Origin of the sequence: Flavobacterium tyrosinilyticum (assembly GCF_023656565.1) — a bacterium.
Lineage (GTDB): Bacteria > Bacteroidota > Bacteroidia > Flavobacteriales > Flavobacteriaceae > Flavobacterium > Flavobacterium tyrosinilyticum.
The window spans coordinates 203,342-222,085 of record NZ_JAMOKG010000004.1 but is presented as its reverse complement, the minus strand read 5'-3'; the positions used below and the strand labels follow the sequence as shown (position 1 = coordinate 222,085).

14 protein-coding genes are annotated in these 18,744 nt (G+C 33.2%); 13 read left to right on the top strand and 1 reads right to left on the bottom strand.

Annotated features, from left to right (window positions below):
- The first annotated feature begins 2 nt into the window (after positions 1-2).
- Together NCC77_RS21165 and NCC77_RS21160 are read left to right on the top strand one after the other, a co-directional pair.
- Positions 3-1,442 carry a RagB/SusD family nutrient uptake outer membrane protein gene (locus NCC77_RS21165; RefSeq protein WP_250837360.1) on the top strand — a complete coding sequence of 480 codons (1,440 nt, stop codon included), beginning with the start codon at positions 3-5 and terminating at the stop codon, positions 1,440-1,442.
- A 255-nt stretch (positions 1,443-1,697) separates the two neighbouring features.
- A complete protein-coding gene (locus NCC77_RS21160) occupies positions 1,698-2,405 on the top strand; it encodes a YgdI/YgdR family lipoprotein (protein ID WP_250837359.1) in 708 nt (235 codons plus the stop codon).
- Positions 2,406-2,475: 70 nt separating this feature from the next.
- On the opposite strand, the gene NCC77_RS21155 is transcribed toward NCC77_RS21160, so the two are convergent.
- Positions 2,476-3,378, bottom strand: coding sequence for a DUF6607 family protein (locus NCC77_RS21155; RefSeq protein WP_250837358.1), 903 nt, complete (start codon positions 3,376-3,378; stop codon positions 2,476-2,478).
- Between the two features lie 105 nt (positions 3,379-3,483).
- On the opposite strand from NCC77_RS21155, the gene NCC77_RS21150 reads away from it, so the two are divergent.
- The 11 genes from NCC77_RS21150 (at position 3,484) to NCC77_RS21100 (ending at position 18,741) form a co-directional block, all read left to right on the top strand.
- Positions 3,484-5,634, top strand: a complete 2,151-nt coding sequence (locus tag NCC77_RS21150; protein ID WP_250837357.1) for a TonB-dependent receptor plug domain-containing protein — start codon at positions 3,484-3,486, stop codon at positions 5,632-5,634.
- Between the two features lie 12 nt (positions 5,635-5,646).
- Positions 5,647-7,053 carry an HmuY family protein gene (locus NCC77_RS21145; RefSeq protein ID WP_250837356.1) on the top strand — a complete coding sequence of 469 codons (1,407 nt, stop codon included), beginning with the start codon at positions 5,647-5,649 and terminating at the stop codon, positions 7,051-7,053.
- Positions 7,054-7,337: 284 nt separating this feature from the next.
- Entirely contained in the window at positions 7,338-8,816 is a 1,479-nt protein-coding gene (locus NCC77_RS21140; protein ID WP_250837355.1) for an SGNH/GDSL hydrolase family protein, read from the top strand.
- Between the two features lie 89 nt (positions 8,817-8,905).
- On the top strand, positions 8,906-10,234 hold the full coding sequence (locus tag NCC77_RS21135) for a GDSL-type esterase/lipase family protein (RefSeq protein ID WP_250837354.1): 1,329 nt from the start codon (positions 8,906-8,908) through the stop codon (positions 10,232-10,234).
- A 1-nt stretch (position 10,235) separates the two neighbouring features.
- On the top strand, positions 10,236-11,918 hold the full coding sequence (locus NCC77_RS21130) for an MBOAT family O-acyltransferase (protein ID WP_250837353.1): 1,683 nt from the start codon (positions 10,236-10,238) through the stop codon (positions 11,916-11,918).
- Positions 11,919-12,263: 345 nt separating this feature from the next.
- Entirely contained in the window at positions 12,264-13,628 is a 1,365-nt protein-coding gene (ffh, locus tag NCC77_RS21125; protein ID WP_095929402.1) for a signal recognition particle protein, read from the top strand.
- Between the two features lie 137 nt (positions 13,629-13,765).
- A complete protein-coding gene (locus NCC77_RS21120) occupies positions 13,766-14,650 on the top strand; it encodes a bifunctional 5,10-methylenetetrahydrofolate dehydrogenase/5,10-methenyltetrahydrofolate cyclohydrolase (RefSeq protein WP_250837352.1) in 885 nt (294 codons plus the stop codon).
- 392 nt (positions 14,651-15,042) lie between these two features.
- Entirely contained in the window at positions 15,043-15,969 is a 927-nt protein-coding gene (locus NCC77_RS21115; RefSeq protein WP_250837351.1) for a magnesium transporter CorA family protein, read from the top strand.
- Between the two features lie 410 nt (positions 15,970-16,379).
- Positions 16,380-16,994 (top strand): hypothetical protein, encoded by a 615-nt coding sequence (locus tag NCC77_RS21110; protein ID WP_250837350.1) that lies wholly within the window; start codon positions 16,380-16,382, stop codon positions 16,992-16,994.
- Positions 16,995-16,998: 4 nt separating this feature from the next.
- Positions 16,999-17,289, top strand: coding sequence for a winged helix-turn-helix domain-containing protein (locus NCC77_RS21105; RefSeq protein WP_095929406.1), 291 nt, complete (start codon positions 16,999-17,001; stop codon positions 17,287-17,289).
- 60 nt (positions 17,290-17,349) lie between these two features.
- Positions 17,350-18,741 carry a DUF4153 domain-containing protein gene (locus NCC77_RS21100; protein WP_250837349.1) on the top strand — a complete coding sequence of 464 codons (1,392 nt, stop codon included), beginning with the start codon at positions 17,350-17,352 and terminating at the stop codon, positions 18,739-18,741.
- Positions 18,742-18,744 lie beyond the last annotated feature (3 nt).

The window sequence follows — 18,744 nt, the reverse complement described above, 5'->3', positions numbered from 1 at the left end:
ACATGAAAAAAATAATAATATTATCATTGTCGTTGTTGATTTTTACAAGTTGCGAAAGCGATTTTCTTGACACGACACCAGAATCTACTATTAATGATGAGCAATTAGCCTCTTCAGCAGAAGCAAATGAGGCAATTGTAAACGGAATTTATTCTGCTTTAAGATCCTATGGCTTATCTATAAATAATCATGAAGATTATGGACACAAATCTATTTTAACCGCTACAGATTTAATGAGTAATGACATGCTTATGACAAAATCAAGCTGGTACAGTAATTTTTATAATTATCAAGCAAGACAGCAAACTAATAATAGGTCGCGACTAGCATGGAGTACATATTATCCACAAATTAAAACTACAAATGTCGTATTGGCGGGAATTCCAGAAGAAGTTACAGATGATAAGTTAAAAGCAATTAGAGGACAAGCATTAGCTTTAAGAGGTTATTTTTATTTTATGTTGGCACGTATGTACGGACCAACTTATATTGGCAATGAAAATAAATTATGTGTTCCTCTTTATACTGAAGTTGTTTTTGAAGGTAAAGCAAGGTCTAAAGTGGCTGAAGTGTATGCACAGATTCAAGCTGATTTAAATGAATCGGTTGAATTACTTCAGGGATTTAAGCGTAAAAACAATAACGCAGTTGATCAATCTGTTGCTCAAGCATTTTTAGCCGATGTTTATCTGGAAATGGGTAAATACTCTGAAGCAGCTGTTTTAGCAAATACTGCTAGACAGAATTATCCATTGTTAACAGAGAACGAATGGATGCAAGGTTTTTATGATGTTAGTAATAAAGATACAATGTGGGGAGCATCAATAACATCTGCACAAAGTACTTTTGTGGCAAGTTTTTTCTCTCATTTTGATAATACTAATGAATCTGGATATGCGGGAGGTTTAGGTATTTATAAAAATATCGACAAAAGCCTATATGATTTAATTCCTAATACCGATTTTAGGAGAAATGCATTTGTGTCTCCAATAGGTAATTCCACATACCCATCATTGCCTGCTTACGCTAATTTAAAATTTATTGATCCAACAATCGATGCGGGGGACTATATTTATTTAAGAGCAGCATCAATGTATTACATAGAAGCTGAAGCTTACGCACGATCAGGAAACGAAGCATTGGCTAGGAAAACTTTATATGATATAACAGTTACTAGGGATCCAGCATATATATTGTCAACAAATACTGGAAATGACTTGATAAACGAAATAATTCTTCAGAAACGAATTGAATTATGGGGAGAAGGCTACGCCTGGTTTGATATGAAACGTTTAGGGGTAGCTCTTAGAAGGGATTATGTAGGATCTAATCATACTGCATTTGGTAAATTTAATATTCCAGTTGGAGACAATAAATTTATTTTTCAGATTCCACAAGCAGAAATTGATGCCAATCCATTAATTGTGCAAAATCCATTATAATAAAAATTAAAAAATAAAAAAATCCGGAAGCTTTAAAAACTTCCGGATTTTTTTTAAATGAATTTTCGTGTAAATAAGTATTAACGAGATTTGTGTATGTTGTTTTTATAAGTATGTTTACAGGAGGAAATAATTGGTTATTTTACAGCTAAAAGTGCCAATAAACAAAGAAGAAAAATCGGCTTACGATATTATAAAATAAATACGAGGAAGCCGAAAATCGTGAGAGTAGGCAAAATTTAAACCCAAAAACAAATGATTAAAAAACCTTTACTTTTAATGATGCTTCTTTTTGCATTTACAGCAACAAAAGCTCAAGATTTAATTAACCCATCTTATGGATTTTCGCACAGTAAAACAGCTTACATTACGCTAGCAGACGGAACAGAAATTAGCGGAACTATTCGTGATATTGATAGAGACAAAGGGTTAATTGAATTTATTAAATTACAAGACGCTGCTGGAAAAAAGCACAAATTAAAACCAGAAGATATTAAATTTATGTACTTGCCACCTAGTGGGCTTGATAATTTGACTAAAAAAATTGATTTTGGTACAGATTTTCAAAAATGGAACGATGATAAACTGAACCAAGAGTACTTAAAGGAAGGTTACGCATATTTTGAAACTGCTGATGTGCAAATCAAAAAGAAAAAATCAAAATTATTAATGCAACTTTTAAACCCTGCATTTAGTAAAGAATTTAAAATATACTGTGATCCACATGCAAAAGAAACTACTTCTTTAGGAGTTGGAGGTATTAAATTTGTAGGTGGAGATGCTAAATCTTACTATGTTGCTAAAAAAGATGCACCTGCATTTTTATTAAAGAAAAAAGAATACAAAAAAGAATTTGCAACGTTGTGGAGCGGATGTGACAAATTAATCACTGCATCTGCAGCAGATCCAAAATGGACAGATTTATCAAGACACGCTGTTACTTATTCTGAGTGTGCTCAGTAATTAATAGAACAAACAAAAAAATCCGGAAGCTTTAAAAACTTCCGGATTTTTTATTAACAACTAATTCTAATTACTTAACAAATTTGTCAATGATTTTATCTGTTTCTGCTTTTGCAGTATCTGGTTTTAAATCAAATAAAAGAGAGTAAAGTGCTTTTCTGTCAACTTTTGCCTCTAGGTTTAAATCTTGGTGTCTGTCAAAAAGAGTCTGCCATTTGTCACGAACATTTTTCCAAAGCGCGTTGTTTTCTTTCCACCATTTTTGAGCTGCCAGACATTTAACATCTGCAACTTTAGTATAAACGTCAAATCCTTTTTCTTGTGCTAACAAAACATCTTTTCCAGCATCGTCACGAACCAATTTGTCATTGTCTTGTTCATGATTCCATCCTGTAGAAGTGATTTCGTGAATGTTTCTTCTTTTTAAAACATTGTAATCGTTACGTTTTGTTTGCTCTCTTCTTGGAAGCGGTGCATCAGCAACGTTTGCCCAGTAATCTTGCCCGTCAACGTGAACCCATGTTGAAGACCCTTCATATCTTGGACTATCATCTACTTGATATACTTTTTGAGTCCATTGTCCTTTAACCGCTTTTTTGTCTAGCTTTTTGTATTTCCAAGTATTGCCTTTGTCAAAAGAGTATAAGTCTGTGTTTTCGTATAGCCAATCTTGTCTCCAGTGTTTGATGATCATATCGTCACTTACAATCAATAAGTGCTGCATAACAATTTTGTTTGGAGTATCCTCTAATAACTCTACCCATTCTAATGCAGATTCATGTTTTGTTTCTGATGGCTTATAGGTAAGAGTGTCTTTTGGATATGAAAATGTTTCTGTGAAATTAAACTTCACTTCGTAACAACCACACATTGATTTAATTGACTTAATGTCTTGTTGTTTTTTGTCCTGACTAAAACCAAGACTACATGTTAAAGCCAAAGCGGCTGACATAAAAAGGCTTTTTGAAATCATAACTTATTGTTTTGTTTTTAAATTTTTCGCAAATATATAAATTTAATTTAGAACAATTAAAAATAGTTATATATTTGCATCAATTATTAAGACTGAATAAAAATAATGAAAATTAAAATTACCTTTTTTGCTGGACTACTTTTTTGTACTTATTCTTTTGCGCAGCAAAAAGATACTATTAAATCGGCTGAAAAATTATCGGAAGTTGTTGTTACAGGGCAGTTTGAGCAACAATCTATAAAGAAGTCTGTTTTTAATGTACGTGTAATTTCAAAAGAAGATATTAAACAATTAGCAGCAAATAATCTTGCGGATGTTTTGAACCAATACTTAAACATTACAATTCGAAATAGTGGAAGTGATGGACGCTCGACTGTTTCTATGTTTGGATTGGATTCACAGTATTTTAAAATTTTAGTTGATAATATACCATTGGTAAGTGACACTGGAATGGGGACAAATGTAGATCTAACGCAAGTGAATCTTGATGACGTGGAGCGTATCGAGATTATAGAAGGCTCTATGGGAGTAACTCATGGTGCAAATGCAGTGACAGGTATCTTGAATATAATAACTAAAAAAGGTGGTGGTTATAGATGGCAGATAAGCGCAACAGTTCAAGAAGAAACCGTAGGAAATGAATATGGTCTTTTTGATAAAGGTCGTCATATTCAGGCAGCTAAGATAGCCCATAACTTTAATGAAAACTGGTTTATAAATATAGGAGGAAATCGTAATGATTTCGCAGGCTTTTATGACGATAAAGAAGGAAAAGATTATACTGGAAATGATGGTTTGCGAGGTTTCAGCTGGTTGCCAAAAGAACAATTAGTAGGAAATGCAATGCTGGGATATCAAAAGAATGACTTTAGAATTTTTTACAAGTTTGATTACTATGGAGAAAATGTTCATTATTATAATCCAATTATAATTCCGCAGGATAATTTTCCTTTTCCAAATACCTATTATACAAATGATAAAAGATTTATAACAAATCGCTTTTATCACCATTTAAATTCTAACGGAAAGCTTTTTTCTAAACTTAATTACAATGTTTCAGTTTCGCATCAAAAGCAAGAAAGGGATTTGGAGAAATTCAATTATCAGCTTGAAACAGAAAAAGAATTCGCTAACGATAGACAAACATACCAGTCTAAGGAAGTATTTTATTCTACAGGAACACTAAGTAATTTCTTTGATAGTAAAAAAGTTGATTTTCAAATGGGATATGAAATCACAAATGAGAATGGGTTTTATAATTCAGCAGCAGGAACTTTTAAAGATGATCAGCAGCAATTTAAAGACGTAAGGAAAAGACTTGAAAATTATGATATTTTCTCTGTAGCTGAAATTAATCTAAATGATAAATTTTCTATACGCCCAGGTCTTAGATACTCTTTTCAAGCACAATTTGATAATCAATACGCAAGTTCTTTAGGATTGAGATATCTCTTTAAAAAAGGGTTAGAAGCAAGAGCTTCACTTGGAAAATCTTATCGTACACCTAATTTTGATGAACTCTACACTTATTTTGTCGATTCAAATCATAATCTTCAAGGAAATCCCGATTTAGTTCCCGAAAATAGTACTTCATATGAGCTTAGTTTTAAAAGATCTTGCTTTTTTGATTCAGGTGCTCAGATTGCAAATAATTTGGCAGTTACTTATTTGAATGTCGATGACCGAATCGATATGGTCTTGACAGATGTAAATCCGTTAGTTTATAAATATGTAAACATTAATAAATACCAAATGTGGAATATCTCTACCACAGAACAGTATTCTTATAAAAATTGGAATATAAAAGTAGGAGCTGCACTGGTAGGAATTTCTCGAAAATTGGACCTGGCAGCTTTGAATGTAACATCTGATGATAAATTCTTGTATTCTTTAAACTTAAACTCTAGTATTTCATACAATATTCCGAAGTGGAATACACTATTTGCTCTTTACTATAAGTACAATGGAAAACAACAGCAATTTGTAGCGGGAACGGATACAGATGGAAGTGCTAAATTCTTTTTAAGTGAGATCAGTCCTTACAGCTGGATGGACGCTTCTGTTCGAAAATTATTTTTCAAGAATCAATTTGAAGTCACAGTTGGCGCTAGAAATTTATTTGACATAACCAATGTGCAGACTGTTCAAAGTGGAGGTTCAACAGGTGGCGCACACGCTTCTGGAAGTCCCGATTTATTATTAGGATACGGACGCTCTTACTTTCTTAAACTTACATATAACCTAAATTTTAATTAATACATAAATCCAATGAAAAAAAACTTTATTTTAATTATGTCCTTTATTTTACTGGCTTTTACAGCTTGTAATAGTGACGATGCTGAGCCGGTTGTAAACTCGGTTGCTTTTGCTGCGACATCAGTAAATTTAGCAAATGAATCGACTCCAATCGAAATTAAATTTGCTTCTCCAACTGCATCTGCTGGGTCATTGACTATTATCTATACTGAAACTTCAGTTGCAAATGGTACAGATTATAGCACTACGCCAGCTATTGCTGCAAATAAGATAATTGTTCCTTTCGAACAAAATGTTTCTTCTGTTAGTTTTACTTTTAAAAAATTAAAAGAGGCTATTGAAGGAGAAGTGAAAAATGTTGTGTTTACAATTTCAAGTGCAACAATAAACTCTACAATAGCTGAAAACAAAACAATTCAGGTTAATTTTAACGAAACAGCTTCTTTAGGATCTGCTTTAGCTCCTGAATTAGGAGGTTCTGCTCAAGCAAATCAGGTATTTGTTGACTTAAGCAGCGGAAAACTGACTAGTGTAGTAAGAACTTCTTGGGATTTGGGTTTCTATTCAGGATCAGAATTCAGAGTAGTATTAAATTCATCTTTAAAAATGTCTGCTAAAGCATTAGAGACAACTAATATTGATGAAGTTCAAGCTGAAGATCCAACGATGCTATTTTCTCAAGGAACCGGAAATCCTGCTTTAGTTGATGATCCAACTGGAGACCTTACAAAAACTACTATCGCAGCAGTTTCTGCAACTGATTCAGAAAATAAGGTTTACTTGATTAATATGGGGAATAATCCGGCAGCTGTTGGTCTAGGAGCTGAAGGAGCTGTGGCTGGAACTTCAAGAGGTTGGAAAAAAATCAGAGTTTTGAAAAGCGGAAATGATTATAAAATTCAATATGCAAACATTGACGCAACAACTCACGATGAAGTTGTAGTCTCAAAAAATAGTGCATTTAACTTTACATTCTTTAGCCTTTTAGATAAGAAAACAGTTAGCGTTGAGCCACAAAAAGTACAATGGGATCTAAACTTTACTTCATTTACAAATGTTATTCCAGGACAAACTGGATTAACTCCTTATTTGTATGCTGATTATGTAGTAAATAATAGTAAAGGAGGAGCTCAGACTTATCAAGTTCTTACAAGTGCATTTACATATGAAGCATTTACATTGGCAAATGTTGATAACACTAAGTTTAACAACGATCCAAGAAATATTGGTTCTAACTGGAGAGGAACAAGTGTGATTGGGCCTACTGGTCTTCCTGTTTCTCAATTTGTTTTAAGAACAGATCGTTTCTATGTTGTTAAAGATCCTGCAGGAAATATTTATAAATTGAAATTTACAGGAGGTTTAAGTGCAGCAGGAGAAAGAGGTTATCCAACATTCCAATATGCGATCTTAAAATAAATTCATAAATGAAAAAATCTAAAGATTATAAAGAATATTTCATTTTAACTTAAAAATGCTTCGGCATTAAATTTTAGTTAATCATTAGCTTTGTTTTTTTTATTTTTTTTTTGATTCAAGAGGTTAGAAATTCTAACCTCTTTTTTTTGTTCTTCTTTCTTGTTAAAATGAATTAGAAACAAAATGTTATTCTATCTTTGCACAAATTTTTTCTGCAATAAGTTAACCATTATTTGATTGGTTTAATTTTTGAATGCAGTTCTTCATATTTTATAATTATTTAGGTGAATACAAAATCTTATTTTTTTCAGTCTTTTGCGATCGTTGCGTTAGCGCTGGTTGCTTTTATTGGGTTTAAGCAAATTCTTCCAGACAAAATATTTTCTGAGACTAAATTAGATTCTAAAAATATATTGATAGACAGTCTGCTTTTAGAGTCTGTTGCCGACGATTCATTATCGCTAGATAAAGACAGTATTGCAAAAAGTGAGCGAGCACTAAACGGGCAGAAAATTGTTTTTGATGAAACCGAAGGAATCGAGTTTCCAGCCGAAACATTTGAAAACTACAAAGGTTATCAATACCTGATTTCCTTTTACGAGAAATTGTATCAGTTAGAAAAAAATCCTCAGAATAAGGTTAGGATTGCTTATTATGGAGATTCCATGACCGATGGAGATTTAATTGTACAAGACGTTCGTACTAATTATCAGGAGCGTTTTGGAGGAAATGGCGTTGGTTTTGTTTCGATTACTTCAGAATCTGCAGCCTCTAGAGGTTCAGTTAAATCAACCTATTCTAAAAACTGGAAAACACAATCTTATTTAAATGTAAAAAGACCAATAAGTCCGTTCGGAGTTAACGGACATGTGTTTTTTGCAAATGATAAATCCAATTCAACATGGGTTCAGTACGAAGCTGGACTTAATAAATATTCTACTTCTTTAGATAATGCAACCTTATATTATGGGCATTCCTCTAAAACAGGAAAAGTTAATTTCATTATTGGAAAAGATACCATTAAGAAAAGCCTTTCTCCAAATGGTCTAGTAAATACACTAAAAGTTTCATCTGGAAGTTTAAAAGCTTTCAAAGCAAACTTCGTTCAAGCAGATTCTATTCCGATTTACGGATTTAATTTTGATAACGGAAGTGGAGTTCATGTTGATAATTTCTCGCAGAGAGGAAATTCTGGACTTCCAATTTCCATGTTCAATGCCGATGTAATGAGAGCTTTTAATAATAGTCTGAAATACGATTTAATTATTCTACATTATGGAACAAATGTTTTAAATTACGGAACAAAAAATTATTCTTGGTATGAAAAAGGAATGACTAAAACCGTAAATAAAATTAAAGAATCGTTCCCAGGAGTTTCAATCCTGATTGTTTCTACTGCTGATAAATCAACAAAATATGATTTAGAAATGAAGACCGATTCTGCTGTAGTTCCATTAATGAAAGCACAAAAACACTACGCGTTGGAAGCGCAGGCAGGATTTGTGAATTTATATACTTTGATGGGAGGAGATGGTTCTATGATTAAATGGGTTGATGAAACTCCTGCAAAAGCAAATAAAGATTATACCCACTTTAACCAACGTGGTGCAAAAGCAATTGGTAATTTGCTATACGGACAATTGAATAAAGGATACGAAGAATATAAAGTGCTCAGAGAAAAAAGAGATGCTGAAGGAACTAAGCCAAAACCAGTAAGAAAAGCCAGACCCGATTCCGTTTCAGTAACAAAAGATAGTGTATGATAAACAAACTTATTTTTTTCTTTTGTTGTCTTTTTTTTGCAACAAATGAAAAAACGCCAAAAACAGATGTACATCCAACACCCAAAAGTATGATTCAAAAAGCAGATACAGCAATAATTGATGCTCCTTCTGATGGTCAAATTTATAATGCAAAAGCGTTAAACGATTTTTTTCAGAAACTGGAAAAGAACGAAGATCAGAAGAGTCAAAAAATCAATATTGTGCATATCGGAGATTCGCACATTCAAGGTGATTTGATGACTAATGAGATCAGAAAAAAACTGCAGCAGAAATTTGGTAATGCTGGACGCGGATTAGTATTTCCGTATCAATTAGCTAAAACAAATGGTTCGTACAACGAACGTTTCAAATCGAATAGGACTTGGGAAAGTTACAGAAACATTCACCCAGTTAAGAATTGTCCGATTGGGTTAAGCGGAATAGGGCTTTGGAGAGATTCTGGCGGATTTGTGATGGAAATGAACGTAAAAGATTTAGCTTACAAATTCAATACGATAAAAATTATTACGCCACAAAATCAGGATATGTTTGATTTGGCAATTTCGTCAAAAATCAATTCTATCCAGACAACAGAGCCAAAAGTTATTACACACAAAATTAAAAAAGGCGAAGTGCTGGGTACAATTGCAGACAAATACAATGTTTCGATTACAGAAATTAAAAGAGACAATCATTTAAAGTCTAATAATATCAGAGCGGGAAGAACCTTAAAAATTGCCACAAAGGAAACGAGACAAAAGACGATTTCAATGTCAGAATTTGTTCCTTTAGCAATAAAATCAGATTCGTATTCGCACTATTATAATTCTGAAAATGCTTTGAGCCGAATTTTCTTGATTCCGAACAAAGAAGCAAAGGATTACGAGTTAAACGGAATTGTTTTAGAAAAAGACACTCCCGGAATTATTTACAGCGGAATTGGAGTAAACGGAGCAAAATATTCAGATTACAATAAATATCCGTTATTCTTTGAGCAATTAAAATCATTGCATCCAGATTTACTGGTTTTCTCTTTAGGAACAAATGAAAGCTATGATCATTTAGATCCAGAAAAATACATTCGGGAGCTAAAAGAATTTATAAGCAATATAAGAGCACAGAAAATAGATGCGCCGATCATTGTAATGACACCTCCGCCATCTTTGCTAAGAAGAAAACCAAACACTTATGTTGATGATTATGCCAAACAAATTCTTAATATAGCTCAGAAAGAAAATCTTGCCGTTTGGGATTTATACGAGGAGTTTGGAGGAATGAGCGGCATCAGACAATTAAAAGTACAAGGATTAATAGGACCCGATTGGGTTCATTATTCAAAAAGAGGATACGAGAAACAAGGAGATTTGTTTACTCAGGCGTTTTTAAGATCATACGATAATTTTAAATCAAAGAAGTAAGTTGACAACAATAGATAGCATTAATAATTGGTTTATTCAAAATTTTGGTGCAATTACAATAGAGCAAGTTAAAAGTTGGTTCGTTTATAATGAAGACGAAAAACTTTTATTCAATACCGGTTTATTCTTAGGTTTATTTCTGGTTTTCTATTTTGTGTATGGTTTTTTACGCAAAACATTTTATTTGAGATTAACGTATGTTATTCTCTTTTCACTATTCTTTTACTATAAATCAAGCGGAATTTACTTTCTACTGCTATTGCTTTCATCGGTTGTAGATTATGGTTTGAGCCAGATTATTTATAGAGAAAGCAGAGATGGTGTTAAGAAATTATATTTGGTGATAAGTGTTATTTTGAACTTAGCCCTTTTAGGCTATTTCAAATACATGAACTTTTTGATTGTGACTTACAATGATATGTTTCATGGTAATTTTGCACTTCACAATGTTTTTCTTCCTGTTGGAATTTCGTTTTATACGTTCCAATCCATGAGTTACATTATTGAGATTTATAGAGAAGAAATTAAACCGACAAAAAATTACATCGAATATTTATTCTTCGTTTCGTTTTTCCCGCAATTAGTTGCTGGACCAATTGTACGCGCGAAAGACTTTTTGCCTCAGATTTATCAAAAATTAAACCTGACCAAACAAGATGTAAACAACGCTTTGTTTTTAATTATTGGAGGTTTAATCAAAAAAACAGTTATCTCAAATTATATATCAGTAAACTTTGTTGATCGTGTTTTTGATACGCCGATGAGTTATACTTCGTTCGAAAACTTAATGGCTTCGTATGGATATGCCATTCAGATTTACTGTGATTTCTCTGGATATTCAGACATGGCAATTGGTATTGCGTTATTGCTTGGATTTAAATTGCCAGTCAACTTTAGAACTCCATACAAATCGACTTCGATTACCGATTTCTGGAGAAGATGGCATATTTCGCTTTCGACTTGGTTAAAAGACTTTTTATACATTTCGATTGGAGGAAACAGAGAAGGTTCTTTTGCAGGATATTTATTCCCAAGTTTATTTTTCTTCGGATTATTGCTTTGGGGAATGTCTTGTTATAATGAAAGTATAATTCCGCTTATCATTGCAGGAGTCAGTATTTTAATTTTCGCTTTGTCATTTTTATTGTCAAGCAAAATAAAACAAACCTTAGTAACCAATTTCAATTTGTTTACCACGATGCTTTTAGGAGGTTTGTGGCACGGAGCAGGAGCACAGTTTATCGTTTGGGGAGCACTTCACGGATTAGCATTGGCAGTTCATAAAATATTTATGGAATTTTTTCCTTCGAAGAAAGACAAAAGTCCAAATTTCTTGTGGAGATTTTTCTCAATCCTAATCACATTCCATTTTGTAGTTTTCTGTTGGATTTTCTTCCGAGCTAGAGATTTCGAAACAGCTTTGCAGGTAATTAATAATATTGGTCAATTGACATTCGAACCAGAACTTTGGAAAACAATTGTATTAGGTTATAAAAATGTTTTCGGATTGATGCTGTTCGGTTATGTTTGGCATTTCTTGCCAGATTCATTCACAAACGGAATGAAATCTGTTTTCGATAAAACGCCATTATTAGTAAAAGCAATAATCTTAGGATTTGTTTATTGGATTGTTTATGCAACCGCAGTAGCCGGTTCACAGCCTTTCATTTATTTTCAATTCTAAAATAAAGGTTCAAAGAGACATAGCAACAAAGGCGCAAAGGTTTATTCTTTGCGCTTTTTTTATTATAGCCACAGATTAAAAGGATTGAAAAGATTTTTTCACGCAGATTCTGCAGATATTAGCAGATTTTATTTTTTAGATTTTAAATAATAATCTGCGCGAATCTGCTGAAATCTTTTTAAATCTGCGTGGAAAAAAACTTTGCGACTTAGCGACTTTGCGAGCAAAAAAATATAGCGTTCTTTGCGTGAACCTTCGCGTACTTTGCGGTTAAATTGCGCTTAAATAAAAATTGCCTGAAATATCTAATTAGATTATCTTTGCACTTCATATAAAGAAAATGATATGTTTGATAATTTAAGTGATAAGTTAGATAAAGCGTTCCATATATTAAAAGGACACGGTAAAATTACAGAAGTAAACGTTGCCGATACCTTAAAAGAAGTTCGTCGTGCATTACTTGATGCCGATGTTAACTTTAAAATTGCTAAAGATTTTACCGCTAGAGTAAAAGACAAAGCAATTGGTCAGGATGTATTAACAACATTACAGCCAGGACAATTATTGGTTAAGTTAGTAAAAGATGAACTTACCGAATTAATGGGTGGAGACGTTGCTGGAGTAAACCTTTCAGGAAATCCAACAGTGATTTTGATGTCAGGACTTCAAGGTTCTGGTAAAACGACTTTCTCTGGAAAATTAGCTAACTTCTTAAAAACAAAGAAAAACAAGAAACCACTTCTTGTAGCGTGTGATATCTACCGTCCAGCGGCGATTAATCAGTTGCATGTTGTAGGAGATCAAATAGGTGTTGAGGTTTACTCAGAACCAGAAAATAAAAATCCTGTAGAAATTGCTCAAAACGCAATTAAACATGCAAAAGCAAACGGATTCAATGTTGTTATTGTCGATACAGCAGGACGTTTAGCAGTAGATCAGGAAATGATGGACGAAATTGCTCGTGTTCACAAAGCAATTCAGCCACAAGAAACATTGTTCGTTGTCGACTCTATGACAGGACAAGACGCTGTAAATACAGCAAAAGCTTTCAACGATATCTTAAACTTTGATGGAGTTATCTTAACGAAATTAGATGGTGATACTCGTGGTGGAGCTGCGCTTTCAATCAAATCGATTGTAAACAAGCCAATCAAATTTGTTGGTACTGGTGAGAAAATGGAAGCAATTGATGTTTTCTATCCAGAACGTATGGCAGAGCGTATCTTAGGAATGGGAGACGTTGTGTCTCTTGTTGAAAGAGCTCAAGAGCAATTTGACGAAGAAGAAGCAAGAAAACTTCAAAAGAAAATCGCTAAAAACGAATTCGGATTTGACGACTTCTTAACGCAGATTCAACAAGTAAAGAAAATGGGTAACATGAAAGACTTGGTTGGAATGATACCAGGTGCTTCAAAAGCCATGAAAGATGTTGAGATCGAAGATGACGCTTTCAAACATATCGAAGCGATCATTTATTCGATGACTCCAGGAGAGAGAAGCAAACCAGCGATTATCGACGTAAAAAGAAAAGCCAGAATCGCAAAAGGTTCGGGGACTAAAGTCGAGCAAGTAAACCAGCTGATGAAACAGTTTGACCAAATGAGCAAAATGATGAAGATGATGCAAGGCCCAGGCGGAAAAAATCTGATGAAAATGATGGGAGGTATGAAAGGGATGCCGGGTGGTATGCCAGGAGGAATGCCGAAATAATAAAAAGAGTTTCAAGTTTAAGGTTTCAAGTTAAGAAACCAAAACTTGAAACTTTTTTAATTCAATAAATAGTAAGTTTCAACAATAACATGAAACTTGAAACTTGAAACAAAAATTAAAACCTGAAACAACACACAATGCAACTACTAGACGGTAAAAAAACATCTAACGACATTAAAAACGAAATTGCAGCCGAAGTTCAATCAATAAAAGCAGCTGGAGGGAAAGTGCCTCATTTAGCAGCCGTTTTAGTAGGTAACAACGGAGCAAGTTTAACTTACGTAGGAAGTAAAGTAAAATCATGCCAAGAGATTGGTTTCGATTCAACTTTGGTTGCTTTACCAGAAACGATTACAGAAGACGAATTATTGGCTAAAATTAAAGAATTGAACGAAGATGATAATCTTGATGGATACATCGTTCAGTTGCCTTTGCCAAAACATATCGACGAGCAAAAAATTTTATTAGCAATCGATCCAGACAAAGATGTTGACGGATTTCACCCAACTAACTTTGGAAGAATGGCGCTTGAAATGGAAAGTTTTATTCCAGCGACACCATTTGGAATTATGGAATTGCTAGAGCGTTACAAAGTAGAAACAGCAGGAAAACATACAGTCGTAATTGGAAGAAGTCATATCGTAGGACGTCCAATGAGTATTTTAATGAGCCGTAAAGGAAATCCAGGTGATTCTACAGTTACGTTAACGCACAGCCGTACAAAAGACTTAGCAGAATTCACTAAAAACGCCGATATTATTATTACAGCTTTAGGAGTTCCAGAATTTTTAAAAGCCGATATGGTAAAAGAAGGAGTAACCGTTATCGACGTTGGAATTACACGCGTAGAAGATGCTTCAAACGCAAAAGGATACGTGATCAAAGGAGATGTTGACTTTGACGGAGTAAGTAAAAAAGCATCGTTTATTACGCCAGTTCCTGGTGGAGTAGGACCAATGACAATTGCAATGTTGCTTAAAAATACACTTTTAGCAAGAAAAATGAGAAGCGCAAGAAAATAATTCTCTTTCTAAGAATATATTACAAAGCCTGTTCTGTTGAACGGGCTTTTTTGTATAATACAACTAAAAAAAATAACACATAGAACAAGATTGACTCTGGCTATGATTGATTTAAGTCGAAGCTCTGCGAACTCAAAACATGTAAAGGATTAAAGAAAGGCCTTGCGTTCTTTGCCGTTGAAAAATTGGAATTTGGAATTTTAAATTTGGAATTTAAAAATATCATTTTAATATATAATTAATAGTTTAAAGTTTTGGTTCTTAAAAATAAAGGATACTTTTGCACCACTTAAAAAACACTTCTCCAAATGGACGATTATTATTATTCGTTAGTATTAAATTAAGCAGCTTTTGAAATTTCAAAATGCTGCGCTAAAAACCTGTATTTTGAAATGAAAGCCTTTTACACAAACAACAACGGATTGGTAGAAATCCAAAAATGGACTTCAAATTGCTGGATTCATATCGAATCTCCAACAGAATCAGACAAAAACTATTTAGTAGAAGAACTTCAAATTCCCGAAGCTTTTTACAATGATATCGAGGATATCGACGAAAGACCCCGTATCGAAATCGAAGACGGCTGGACGCTTATTATTATGCGTATTCCAGTTAAGAGTGGTGATATCAAAATTCCTTTTCATACCGTTCCTCTCGGAATCATTTTTAAAGATGATATCTGTGTGACAATCAGTTTTTATAAAACAGAAATTATTGCCGATTTTGTCTCGTATTCACAACGTAAAAACATTGAAATTGAAGATAATTTCAATCTTGTACTAAGATTGCTTTTGTCATCAAGTGTTTGGTATTTGAAATATCTAAAACAAATCAATCATAAAATAAAACTTGCCGAAGATAACTTAGAGAAATCGATCAAAAATGAAGAATTACAGGCGCTGCTTCAGATCGAAAAATGTTTTGTATTCTTCATCACTTCATTAAAGGCAAATGACGTTTTGTTTCAAAGAATTAAAAATCTAAAAGCACACAAAGCCAATTACGACCCAGAATTATTAGAAGATGTCGAAATCGAATTAAATCAGGCACAAGATACCGCCAATATTTACAACAACATCTTAACAGGAATGATGGATGCTTACGCTTCTGTCATTTCAAACAATATGAATACAATCATGAAACAGATGACTTCTATTTCGATCATCTTAATGATTCCAACCCTAATCGCCAGTTTGTACGGAATGAACGTGCCAAACGGTTTAGAAGAAAGTAAATATGGAATCTGGATTCTGCTTTTAGTCTCTATAATTCTATCTACTTTCGGAGTTCTTCTATTCAAAAGAAGAAGATGGTTTTAATTCGAAATTTCATAATAGTAAAAGCCTGTTCGTTAAGAATGGGCTTTTTCGCTTTTATAATTTGGGCGTGACCATCCCGATATAAGAAGGCCAATATACTTTATGTAAATACGCCTTCTTATATCGGGACGGTCGGGCTATCCGTGCTACTTCGGTAGCATGCTCCTATCCCTCACGCAACTTTACGGTAATAAATAAACTCAGTTTCCTGCAAGGTTTCCAAAACCTTGTAGGTATTTTTGAGGCTTAAAATAAAATCTGAATCTCATTGTAAATTATATATTTCTTCAGATCTACAAGGGTTTCCAAAGCCTTGCAGCAATGTATTTTATTTTTGAAAAATAATTTTCACTTTTTTTATTTGTCAATTCAAAATAAATAATAACTTTGTATCGCAAAGTACTTTAATTATGAATCAAAAGCACCAAGAAGATTTAGCACATATTCGTTCCATGATGGAGCGCTCTTCACGATTTATATCATTAAGCGGACTTTCGGGAGTTTTCGCGGGTCTTTCGGCTTTAATTGGCGGAATCTATGTTTACCAGCTTTTTAAAGCAAGCGGAATGGATTATCTAAATGATGAGCATAGATTATATTCTGCCAATCTCGTTTCAGAATTATTCTGGATCGGAATCACAATTTTAGTATTTGCCTTTGCATTCGGAATCTTTTTTACCATTCGAAAAAGCCGAAAATACAATTTGCCAATCTGGACTTCAGCAACAAAAAAGATGTTGTTCAATCTAGGTGTTCCGCTTTTAGCAGGTGGAGTGTTTTCCTTAGCAATGATGTACCACGGTTACTTTGGTTTAGTGGCACCATCGACATTAATATTTTACGGATTAGCCGTTATAAACGCAGAAAAATATACATTTTCGGATATTAAATATCTAGGTTTTTCGGAACTGATTTTAGGATGTATTGCACTTTTTAATATAGGATATGGTTTGATTTTCTGGATTATCGGATTCGGAATCCTACATATTGTATATGGATTAGTGATGTTCAAAAAATACAAATAACCCAATGGGAATTATTGATAAACTAAATAAAGATTTTGAAAGCCGTGTCAGACTGGGTATAATGTCCGTTCTGATGGTTAACGACTGGGTAGATTTTACCGAGATGAAAGCGCTTTTGAATATCACCGACGGTAATTTAGCGAGTCATTCCTCTGCACTTGAAAAAGCAGCTTATATCGAAGTGAAGAAAGAATTTGTGGGCAAAAAGCCAAAAACCTCTTATCAGGTAACCGATCTGGGGCGTGCAGCTTTTAAAGAGCACTTATCATACCTTGAAAAATTAATGAAATCATAAATAACTCTATTTTTTTACCCAAAAACTTTGAATTACAAAGTACTTTTAAATCTATCAATCATGAAAAAACCTCAAATTATCTTAGCCTGTACAGCGGTTTTTATACTGCTTTTTTACAATCAATCTGTGGGAATCAATATTTCTATTTTCGGTGTAGTTCTTACGCTCTTGATTAGTTATTTCTTTCAGGAGAAGTTTGTCGACAGATCGCATTTAGTTCTTGTAATGACCTCTATCTTGTCTTGTTTCGCCTTTGCATGGTACGGAGATGCAGCATCATTTTTTGCTTTAGCTTTATCCATTTTATTTTTACAATTTAAAACACAAAATGGAGAACAGAAAATGATTCAGGTTTTTCCTCTAATAGTTTTAAACGGATTTACTACTGTGGGTAGAATATTTATTTTTAAGCAATGGCTTCCAGAGCGCAAAATCCACAATGATTTTGCTAAAAAATTAATTGCCTTTGTTCTTATTCCAATTATTTTTCTCGGATTGTTTTTTATCGTGTATTCTTTCGGAAGCGATCATTTCTCTTCATTATTTACAGATTATGAATTGGATATCAATTTTCCGCAATTAATTGCAATGTGCATTTTAGGATTTTACATTTCATTCAGTTTTTGGAATTATTGGGTTCCAGACACTTGTTATGAGTACAATCCTAAGTTAAGTAATGACTTCAGCAATATTTCTGAAGTAAAAAATCAAAGTACTTTTTCGTTTTTAGATCTTGATTTTGAAAGGAAAAGTGGCGCAATTACTTTGTTTCTTTTAAATATAATGCTGCTAGTTTTTATAGCAACCTACAATTACGAACAGTTTTTTGAAGCAGTAGAAAAAACAAATCTAAGTTCTGATACGCACGAACGCGTAAACGCCGTAATTTTTTCAATCTTAATGGCAGTGGGCGTAATCTTATTTTATTTTAAAGGAGGGTTTAATTTTGATCAAAAAGCTTCTTCTTTAAAAATGCTGGCTAAAGTATGGCTTGGGCTAAATGTAGTTTTAATTATCAGTGCGATTATTAAAAATTCAGAATATGTTTCTTTTTATGGTCTTACTTATAAAAGGTTAGGAGTGTATGCTTTTCTAATTTTAGCCATTATCGGATTAGTAGTTTCATTTCAAAAAATCAGCAAACAGAAAACAAATGCTTTTCTTTTCAATCAAATGCTTTGGTATTTCTACGGAACGATTCTTTTATGCAGTTATATAAACTGGGGTGGTTTAATTACGAATTACAATATTTCTGTAAACAAAGGAGTAGAGCCAGTTTTCCTTAGCGGGTTAAATTTTAATGATGAAGCTCGACGAGAATATTTTAAAAAGAACAATTTAGATGGAAAATATGCAGAATCAGTTAGAGAAGAAATGATATGGAACTATCAAGACGCTAGCTTTTTATCTAAAGCTTTGTATTATGATTTTTTGAATAAAGAAAAGAAATAGAAT